Below are 9,454 nucleotides of genomic sequence, written 5' to 3'. Positions count from 1 at the left end.
GGCGGGTGCGCGCCCCGTCCGGGGCGCGGTGGTCGTCCCGCGCGCCCGGCGTCTGGTCCGCGCTGGCGCCCCCCCCCCCCCCCGGGCGCCCCCGGGGGCCCTCTCGTCTGCGCGGGTGGGGGCGGGCGCGGGCGGGGGCGGCTGGTGGGCGGGCGGCGGCCACGCGGCGGCCGGCTCCGCCCGCCGCCCTGCTCCGGCCGTTGCACTAGCGTGCGATCACGTGGGGGAGCGGGCCGGGGAAGGGCCCGCCCGGGTGGACGAGGGGGACGCGGTGGCGAAGGCGGCGGAGTGGGACCACAGGGCCGTGGCCCTGGTCTCGTTGAGGGGGACGGAGGCCGATCGCCGGCTCTTCGAGGAGGGGGTCGCGGCGCAGGGGTGGGAGGTTCTGGAGAAGGACGGCCCGGCGCTCACGCCGAGCACCGAGGGCGACTGCTCCTACATGGTCGAACTCCGCTTCCGGGGCTCCTCGTACCGGGCGGCCACGGGCGCCCGCGAACGGCTGGAGGACCTCGCCGACCGCATCGTCCTCGACCTCTCCGTCGAAGCCGTCCAGCTCGTGGACCGCGATCCGCTGGACCTGCCCGTCTGGTACGTCTACCGGCAGCCGCGGCTGGGCCCGTGCACCACTCCGCTCCCGCTGCGCGAACGCGTTCGCGAGCGGGCCGTCGACTGGTGGACCGTGACGTTCGGCCGGTCCGACACCGGCCGCCAGGTGCGGGCGGCCGGCGCGGCCGAGGCGCGGGCCCTGGCCGCGCGGCCCCTGCCCGGGGTGCCGTCGGCCCCGGCCGGTGTGCGGGTCCGGCGGTCGATGGGAACGAGGCCGGCCGCCCACCCGCCGCCACGGCGGCGCGGCCCCACGCGGCAGTTCGGCATGGTGCGCTTTCCCGCGCTGCTGGCGCTCGTGTGCGGGGCGTGGATCGGGGCGCTCTGGGACCGGGGCGTCGCGGCCTGGTGGCCCGTGCTGCCCGTCGTCCTCGTGCCGGCCGTCGTCGCCGCCGCGGTGATCCTGCGGCGCGCCGCGCCCGCGCTCTCCGGCCCGGGCGCCACCGCCGCGGCCGTGGTGCTGGTCGGGGGAGTGGCCGCCGTCGGCGCCAACGGCGTCGTCAAGGCGCCGGACGCCGGGACCGGCTTCCTGTTCGTCGTCGTGGGCCTGGGGTTCGGCTACCTGGTGGCGACGGGCATCTGGTTCCTCGTCCGGCAGTCGAGCTGGCGGCGGACGATGCCGTGGCTGCTGCCCGGTCTGCTGCCGCTCGTCGTGGTGCTGCTGCCGGGTCTCGGCCTCACCCTGCCCGCCGCGTACCTGGACGCCTTCGAACTCGACCTCGAAGACGTGGACGTGCCCGCCGTCTGGCGGCTCATCGGGGCGCTGAGGGTGGCGCTCGCCCTGTCGCTGTGGCTGCTGACCCCCGCTCTGCTGGGGTACGCCAAGCACCTGCACCTCATGGTCAGGGACCGCTGGATGGGCTACGCCACGGCGGCGGTCCTCTCGCTGTACTGCGTCCTGCAGGGCTCCTGGGCGCTGACCATGGAGCCCGCGGCCGCGTCCGGCTCCCGGGCGGTGGCCGATGCCGCGGCGGGCCGCACTCCGCCCTCCTACTACGGCATCACACCGGAGTGGATGTGCGTCCAGCCGGTCGGCGACCTGAACAAGGTGCCGGTCGAGGGCGGATCGCTCGACCCGGCCACGGCGTACCTGCTGATGGGCGACTCGGGCGGGACGGCCGTGCTGTGGGACGCCGGGGCGAAGGAAGCGCTCAAGGTTCCGCTCGCCTCCCTGCGCCTCGTCCCCGCGGACGACCCCCGGCGCCCGTGTCCGTAGGCCCGGCGTGCTTCACTGGACGGGCACGAACCGACAGAGACGACAGAGAGAGCAGGGGTCACCGTGTCCCTCAAGCCGAGCGCGACGATCCGCTACACCGCGATGCGTCTGGGGATCTTCGTCGGGTGCCTCGTCCTCGTCGCGGGTCTGGTCCGGCTGGGCTGGGTGCCCGCCGGTCTCGGGGACGCCAACCCCGCCTGGGTCGTGCTGCTCGCCCTCGTGCTGTCCGCCCCGCTCTCCTTCGTGCTGCTGCGCAAGCAGCGTGACGAGATGTCCGTGGCCATCAGCGGGCGCGTCGCGGGGGCGAAGGAGAAGCTCGCCGCGGACCGCAAGCAGGAGGACGCGGCCGACGACGCCGCCCGCACGGCCTGACCGGAGTCCGGTTAGCTTCCTCACACCGCACCGCCCCAGCTACGGGTTCACCGCCCGGCACGCTGGGGTTTTCGCGTTTCCGGGCCGCGTGCCGAGGTCCGACGGACTATGTGGTCAAAGAATGACTTTGAGATTCCCAAAGAAGAAGTGTTAGCGTGTTCAACATGTTGACCGCAGCTGCGCACCCGATGACCACGAGCGTTCCGCTCGTGGCGCGCCTGCACGTCGACCTCTGCCGCCGCGTGTCCGCGGCCTGTTGCTGTTGTCGCTGAGTCCCGCGACCAGTCCCTGGCACAGCAGCGGTCCCGCCCGCCCGGCCCTTCGTTCCTTCCGGGTGCTGCCGCACCGCACCACCACCCCACCGCAGATCCGCAGAACCACCCGGAGAGTGTCCGTGTCCGCGTCCCCGCAGAGCCCTGCCGCCACCACCCCGGCGGCTCCGGCCCCCGCCAAGAAGTCCTCGCTCAGGTTCCCCTTCTGGGCCCAGATCGTCACCGGCCTCGTGCTCGGTGTCCTGCTCGGCTGGGTCTCCCGCAGCCAGGACATCAGCTGGCTCGGCACCACCCTCGAGCAGATCGGCGACATCTTCGTCCAGCTGCTGAAGCTGGCCGTCGCCCCGCTCGTCTTCTTCGCGATCCTGGTGTCGATCACCAACCTGCGGAAGGTGAACAACGCCGCGAGGCTCGCCTCCCGCACGCTGCTCTGGTTCATGATCACGTCGCTGATCGCGGTCTCCATCGGCCTCGGCATCGGCCTGCTCACCAACCCGGGCTCCGGCACCGGCCTCACCCCGCAGGACGGCAAGCTGCCGAAGCGCCACGGGTCCTGGCTGGACTTCCTGACCGGCATCGTGCCGAAGGACATCATCACGCCGTTCACCGAGCTGAACGTCCTTCAGATCGTCTTCCTCGCCGCCGTCGCCGGCATCGCGGCCCTCCAGCTCGGCAGCAAGGCGCAGCCCGTCCTGAACCTCGCCGAGTCCGTGCTGGAGCTGCTCCAGAAGGCCCTGTGGTGGGTCATCCGCCTCGCCCCGCTCGGCACCGTCGGCCTCATCGGCACCGCGATCGCCACGTACGGCTGGGACCTGCTCGGCAAGTACGCGACCTTCACGGTGGACGTGTACGTCGGCTCCGCGCTCGTGATGTTCGGCGTCTACCCGCTGCTGCTGTGGACGGTCGCCAAGGTCAACCCGCTGCAGTTCTTCAAGGGCGCCTGGCCCGCCATCCAGCTGGCCTTCGTCTCCCGCTCCTCCGTCGGCACCATGCCGCTCACCCAGAAGGTCACCGAGCGCCTCGGCGTCCCGAAGGAGTACGCCTCCTTCGCCGTCCCGTTCGGCGCGACGACCAAGATGGACGGCTGCGCCGCGATCTACCCGGCGCTCGCCGCGATCTTCATCGCGCAGATCTTCGACGTGCAGCTCGGCATCACCGACTACCTGCTGATCGCCTTCGTCTCGGTCGTCGGCTCGGCCGCGACGGCCGGTCTGACCGGCGCGACGGTCATGCTGACCCTGACCCTGTCCACGCTGGGCCTCCCGCTGGAGGGCGTGGGCCTGCTGATGGCGATCGACCCGATCCTGGACATGATGCGCACCGCCACCAACGTGGCCGGCCAGGCGCTGGTTCCGGTCGTCGTCGCCGCCCGCGAGGGAATCCTGGACAAGGTGGCCTACGCGACCGCCTCCTCCTCCCCGCTGGACGAGCCGGCCCCGGCGGAGCGGACCGCCGCCGACGACGAGGCGAAGGTACTCGTCTCCGCGTGAGCCGTGGTCCGCGGCACACGCGCCACAGCCCCCGCCCCCGTCCGGGCGGGGGCTGTGGCGTCGTTCACCCCAAGGTCTCCGCGCGGACGAACGCGATCAGCCCGAGGACGAGCGGGGGAGCGAACCACCAGGCGCCCATGGCCCGGCGCACGCTCGGGAGGAGGGTGATGAGCAGGCCCAGCACGCTCAGGCACACGGAGGCGAAGCACATCGCGCCGACGCCCGCGTAGCCGGCGTCGTCCCACTCGCCCCGGGGCCCGGCGAACAGCGCCCCGGACACGGCGGCGAGGTTCAGCAGGTGGAGGGCCCCGAGCGGAACCCCCAGCACCCACCGCAGACATCCCCGGTCCTCGGGCAGGTCGATGTTCTCGCGGCGGTACGTCATCGCACTGCTTCCTTTGCTTGCCCTGTTTTCGGTTTCCGGCGAACCGGTCACCCTAGTGCCGGCCCCGGGGAGGTCCCGGTGGGGTCCTCCGTCGGGGCGGGCGGCGCTCCCCCGCGACGGGGGCCGGAGCCGGGGCGGCCCGCCGGGGGTCCTTTTCGGAGAGGGCGGCCGCCGGTCCGTTGTCGGGCCCTACAGTGCTTCGCAGCGCATCGGCCCGCCTCGTACCGCCCCGCCTCGCATCGGGTCGACCGGGGCGGACCGGAGGGCGCGGCGGAACAGCCGAGTGGGGGTACGCGAGTGGACGGCACGACGCTGGCCGGCCGGTACGAGCTGTCCGGGCTCATCGGGGCCGGCGGAATGGGCGAGGTGTGGCGGGGCCGCGACCTGAGCCTGGAGCGGGACGTGGCGGTGAAGGTCATCTCCCGTCCCACGGACGACAAGCTCGCGCGGCGGCTGCGCGCGGAGGCGCGGGCCGCCGCGGCTCTCTGGGACCCGCACGTGGTGGCCGTCCTCGACATCGGCGAGACCGTCATCGAACACCGGACCGTCGTCTACCTGGTGATGGAACTCGTCGACGGGCGGCCGCTGGGGGAGCAGGGGGGCCGGGCCACGGTCGAGGACGTGGTGGAGTGGGGCGTACAGGTCTGCCGCGGATTACAGGCGGCCCACGACGCCGGGATCGTGCACCGCGACATCAAGCCCGCCAACATCCTGCTGACCGCGACGGGCCGGATCAAGATCTGCGACTTCGGGATCGCCCGGCAGAGCGGGGTCCAGGGTCTGACCACCACGGGCTCCGTGACGGGCACTCCCGCGTACATGTCGCCCGAGCAGGCGCGCGGGGAGGAGACCGACGCCCGCAGCGACCTGTACGGGCTGGGGTGCGTGCTCTACCAACTGCTCACCGGCAGCCCGCCGTTCACCGGCACCGGCTGGGAGATCCTCGCCCAGCACGCGTACCAGGCGCCGGTTCCGGTACGGCACCAGCGCCCCGACGTACCGGCCGGGCTCGATGCGGTGATCCTGAGCCTGCTGAGCAAGGACCCGGCGGACCGGCCGGACGACGCGGCCGGTACCGCCGCGCGGCTGCGGGACGAGGTCCGGCCGGAGGCTGCGCGGGGTCCCGCCGCGGAGGCTGCGCGGGGGCCCGCGCCGAGGGTGGGCCCGGCGGCCGGTGACGCCCTCCGGCGGACGCTGCGGGCCCCGTCCGGCCCGGCTCCGCAGGCCCCCGTTCCGCAGGCCCCGGCACCGGCACCGGCACCGGCACCGCAGGATCCGGCCCCGGCTGCGGCTGCGGCCCCGGCCCCTGCTCCGGCCCCGGCCCCGGCTGCGGCTGCGGCCCCGGCCTCGGCCCCGGCCCCTGCTCGGGCCCCGGTTCCGCTTCCGCGGGAGCAGGCCGTGCCCCTCTCCCCGCCGGCGTCGGCGGCACCGGCGGACTGGTCCCCGCGGAACCGGGCGAGGCTCCAGCCGGCACCGCGGGAGCACAGCGTGTCACCGAAGGCGGGCTGGCTGGCCTTCGTGGTGTCCGCGGGTTCGGTCGCCGGCCAGTTGGCCGCCTTCGGCGCGCTGCCCTGGGTCTGGGCCGCCGTGGTGGGCGTGGTCATCGGGGGCGCGCTCTGCTTCAGCCTCGCCCTCATGTACGACGGGGACCGGCTCTCACCGTTCGCGGTGCTGCTCGCGGTGGTGGCTTCCGTGGCGATGCTGGCCGCCCTGGGGCTGGCTCCCCATGTCCCGTGGTGGAAGGCGGTGCTGACCGGTCTCGCCGCACCTCCGCTCCTGATGACCGCCGTGATCGTCCTGCACCGGCTGATCTCCTCGGTGTCCCGCGCCAAGGAGGCCGCCTTCGTCGCCAACGACGTGGCGATGATCAGCGGCGTCGTCGCGTCCTGGCTGCTGCTCGCCGGGACGCGGGCATCCGTGCCGGTCGCGCTGGGCATCGGCATCGGCTGCTGGGTGGCCGGTGGCGTGCTCCTGGGCATCGTCATGCCGCCGGGCACCGCCACGGTCCGCCCGATCGGCTCGGCCGGATCGATCGGCTCGATCGGCTCGCCCCCCGGACGTCGTCGCTGAAGGCCGTCGCCCGACGGGGTGCGTCCGTACGGCCGTGCCGTCTCCCCTCCTCGCGCCGGGCCGTGCGTACGGGGCCGAACGGCGTTACGGACCGGCCGAGTTGGGCCCCGCCATCTGGCTAGAATTCGATGGTCATGGTCATGGTCATGCAAGTGCGGGGATATCGAGAATGAAACTTCGCAATACGCGGCGGGCGCTGGCCGGAATCGGCGCCGCCGTGACCCTCGTGGCCACCTTCTCCGGAACCGCCCAGGCCGCCTCGGGCGCCCCGTACATCGGCTACGGGTACACGACCTCCGGGCCGGGCGTCTGGTGCGCGCAGGTCTTCGCCAACCGCTACGGCGGGTACTGGGGCGCGATCCGGGAGGACGGCAAGTACGGACCGGATACGCAGGCCGCGATCAAGCGGTTCCAGGGTCATGTCCACCAGGCCCCGTACAACTACCCGTTGGTGGTCGACGGCATCGTCGGCAAGACCACCGGCTACGCCATGTTGAAGATCGCCCAGCAGGACCACGACCTGGACCCGTACCTCTACCACACCTGCGTCCACCACCTGCCGACCTGATCGAAGATCCCGGCCCCCTGCTCCCGCTGCGGGGGCGGGGGCGGGGCGCGGAACGCGGGATGTGAGGCCCGGGGTCCAGGGTCACCGGATCCCGCGGATCCGCGACGCGGGGCGGGGGCGCGTGCTGGTCGAAGCGCCGGCGGCCCGGCGGCCCGGCGGCCCGGCGGCCCGGCGGCCCGGCGGCCCGGCGGCCCGCCGGGGTGGAGGGGTGTAGGGGGAGGACCGGTTCCGTGGAAGGCGATACGGGCGGAGGTCCAGCTCACCGCCGGGTCGCGGGGAGCCGCGCTCCGGGGTGCCCCGACGTAAAAAGAGCCAAAGAAACGGGAGAAAGAACCAACCCAACCCCACCCCACCGGCCCCCCACGGGCTGCCCGCCGACCCGCGTAGCTCGGTCGGGTGAACTGTGCCAACTGGGCTGGATTTCGCACCGGTTGACGGGCATATGCTCGCCCCGACAACCTCAGAACATGAGACGGCCCCCGGCGGGAGTGCAATCCCGGTCGAGGGCCTGACCAATTAGGAAGTAGCCGCTTCCCTATGGCTCTTGAGCAGCCTAGCGCGCCCTCGCCCGCCTCGTCCCGAGTTGGCGCCGGGACCCCCCGATCCGGTGTCATCCACGTCAACACGTGGCACACGCGTCACTTCACCGTGGTCGGCAACCACCTCCTCCAGCACCGCGAGCTGTCGGCGACGGCCATCGGGGTCGCGGCGCACATCCAGTCGCTGCCCGACGGTGCGCCCGTCGGCATCAAGGCGCTGGCCGAGCGGTTCCCGGAGGGGGAGAGGCGGCTCGCTTCCGCCCTGCGGGAGCTGGAGCGGCACGGGTACCTGGAGCGGCGGCGCGAGCGGCTGGACACCGGGCAGGTGGTGACCCGGACGTACTCGTACAACAAGCCGGACGCCGGCGGCCCTGGCGGGCCGGGTGGGCCGGGTGGGCCGGGTGGCCCTGGCGGGCCGGGTGCCCGTCGAGGTCCCGACGGCCTGGGCGGTCCCGACGGCCCCGGCGGCCTGGGCGGCCCCGACGGTCCGGGCGGCCCCGGTGGTCCCGGCGCCCCTGGCGGCCCAAGTGGCCTCGGCGGACCGGACACCTCTGGTGGCCCCAGTGGTTCCGGTGGTCCCGGCAGCTCTGACGGCCCCGGCGCCCGTGGTGGCCCCGACGGCCCCGACGCCCGTGGAGGTCCCCCGTCGTCACCGCTGTCGGCTCCGCCGACTCGGCTCGGGTCGCCGCCTCCGGCCCGGCCCGCCGCGCCTCCGCCGCCTGCGAACCCGCCTGCCTCACCGCCTCCGCCCGCGCCCCCGATGGACCTGGAGTCCGTACCGGCCCCGTCGCTGCCGACGGCCGTGACCCCGGCCCCGGCCCCGGAGCCTCCGTCGGCCGTGACCCCGGTCCCGGTCCCGGCCCTGACCCCAGTCCTGACCCCGGCCCCGGCCCCGGCCGTGAGTCCTGATCTGCGGCAGACGGCTGCGGCCGGGCCCGGGCCCGGGCCCGAGGCCCAGCCCTGGTCCCAGCCGCAGCCCTGGTCGCAGTCGCAGTCGCAGCCCGAGCCCGAGCCCGTGCCCTGGTCGCAGCCCGAGCCCGAGCCCGAGGCCCAGCCCTGGTCGCAGTCGCAGTCGCAGCCCGAGCCCGAGCCCGTGCCCTGGTCGCAGCCTGAGGCTCAGCCCTGGTCGGAGCCGCAGCCCGAGCCTGAGCCCGAGGCTCAGCCTTGGTCGGAGCCTCGGTCGCAGCCGCAGCCGCAGCCGCAGCCGCAGCCGCAGCCGCAGCCGCAGCCGCAGCCGCAGCCTGAGCTCGAGGCCGGGCCCTGGTCGAAGCCCGAGGCCCAGCCCTGGTCGCAGTCGCGGTCGCAGCCGCAGCCCGAGCCCGGGCCCTGGTCGCAGCTCGAGCCCGAGGCCCAGCCCTGGTCGCAGCCGCAGCCGCAGGCCGAGCCCGAGTCCCGGCCCCAGCCGCACCCTCAGCCCCGGACCCAGCCCGGGCCCCGGTCGGAACCGCAGCCTCAGCCGCAGGCGCCACTGCACCCCGGTGCGGCCGATCTGCTCGCCGGGCTGCGGCGGTACGACCCCCGGTTGCTGCTGGCCGAGCGCGACGTGCGGCGGCTCGCGCCCGAGGTCTCGACCTGGTTGGACCGCGGGGCCGACCCCGAATCCGTCGGGCTGATCCTGGCCGGGAACCTGCCCGAGCCGATGCGCAACCCCGCCTCCCTGCTCGCGTACCGCCTCACGACGCTCCTCCCCCCGCAACTGCCCCCGGCCCCGGTCGCCAGGCGGGGCGGGCGGCCGGACCCGTTCCAGACCTGCGACGGCTGCGAGCGCGCCTTCCGCTCCCCGCACCCGGGCCGCTGTCGCGACTGCCCGCCCGAGTCGGCCACGGCTGCCTGAGTCCGAGCCCGAGTCCGAGTCCGAGCCCGGGCCCGGGCCCGAGTCCGAGCCCGGGCCGGAGCCCGACCCGTCACCGACGAAGGGCGGCGACGGCCGGCCCGAGGG

General features: G+C 74.5%; 7 protein-coding genes. 6 read left to right on the top strand and 1 reads right to left on the bottom strand.

The genetic code is table 11. The features are described 5' to 3' along the window. Positions 1 to 253: 253 nt before the first annotated feature. The 3 genes from ACWF9Z_RS23330 (at position 254) to ACWF9Z_RS23320 (ending at position 3,953) form a co-directional block, all read left to right on the top strand. Entirely contained in the window at positions 254 to 1,819 is a 1,566-nt protein-coding gene (locus ACWF9Z_RS23330) for a hypothetical protein (protein ID WP_453604831.1), read from the top strand. Positions 1,820 to 1,921: 102 nt separating this feature from the next. After that, positions 1,922 to 2,191 carry a DUF4229 domain-containing protein gene (locus ACWF9Z_RS23325; protein WP_453604944.1) on the top strand — a complete coding sequence of 90 codons (270 nt, stop codon included), beginning with the start codon at positions 1,922 to 1,924 and terminating at the stop codon, positions 2,189 to 2,191. A 388-nt stretch (positions 2,192 to 2,579) separates the two neighbouring features. Beyond that, on the top strand, positions 2,580 to 3,953 hold the full coding sequence (locus tag ACWF9Z_RS23320; protein WP_453604830.1) for a dicarboxylate/amino acid:cation symporter: 1,374 nt from the start codon (positions 2,580 to 2,582) through the stop codon (positions 3,951 to 3,953). 64 nt (positions 3,954 to 4,017) lie between these two features. Here ACWF9Z_RS23320 and ACWF9Z_RS23315 read toward each other — a convergent pair whose 3' ends face one another. Beyond that, complete coding sequence (locus ACWF9Z_RS23315; protein ID WP_453604828.1) at positions 4,018 to 4,338, bottom strand: hypothetical protein; 321 nt, start codon at positions 4,336 to 4,338, stop codon at positions 4,018 to 4,020. A 297-nt stretch (positions 4,339 to 4,635) separates the two neighbouring features. Between ACWF9Z_RS23315 and ACWF9Z_RS23310 the strand changes: the two genes are divergently transcribed. The 3 genes from ACWF9Z_RS23310 to ACWF9Z_RS23300 all read left to right on the top strand — a co-directional run bounded on the left by ACWF9Z_RS23310 (position 4,636) and on the right by ACWF9Z_RS23300 (position 9,349). Further along, positions 4,636 to 6,408 carry a serine/threonine-protein kinase gene (locus tag ACWF9Z_RS23310; protein ID WP_453604826.1) on the top strand — a complete coding sequence of 591 codons (1,773 nt, stop codon included), beginning with the start codon at positions 4,636 to 4,638 and terminating at the stop codon, positions 6,406 to 6,408. A 169-nt stretch (positions 6,409 to 6,577) separates the two neighbouring features. Next, positions 6,578 to 6,976 carry a peptidoglycan-binding domain-containing protein gene (locus tag ACWF9Z_RS23305; RefSeq protein ID WP_453604825.1) on the top strand — a complete coding sequence of 133 codons (399 nt, stop codon included), beginning with the start codon at positions 6,578 to 6,580 and terminating at the stop codon, positions 6,974 to 6,976. A gap of 648 nt (positions 6,977 to 7,624) precedes the next feature. Then, complete coding sequence (locus ACWF9Z_RS23300) at positions 7,625 to 9,349, top strand: hypothetical protein (RefSeq protein WP_453604823.1); 1,725 nt, start codon at positions 7,625 to 7,627, stop codon at positions 9,347 to 9,349. The last annotated feature ends 105 nt before the right edge of the window (positions 9,350 to 9,454 follow it).

This window comes from Streptomyces sp. NPDC054961 (assembly GCF_053609145.1).
The sequence above is the reverse complement of the archived record's forward strand: the minus strand, read 5'-3'. Positions and strand labels throughout refer to the sequence as shown.

What these genes read in the sequence shown, in the direction of transcription:
- ACWF9Z_RS23315 (WP_453604828.1), bottom strand. Translation starts at nt 4,338, where the DNA reads ATGACGTACCGCCGCGAGAACATCGACCTGCCCGAGGACCGGGGATGT.
- ACWF9Z_RS23325 (WP_453604944.1), top strand. Translation starts at nt 1,922, where the DNA reads ATGCGTCTGGGGATCTTCGTCGGGTGCCTCGTCCTCGTCGCGGGTCTG.
- ACWF9Z_RS23305 (WP_453604825.1), top strand. Translation starts at nt 6,578, where the DNA reads ATGAAACTTCGCAATACGCGGCGGGCGCTGGCCGGAATCGGCGCCGCC.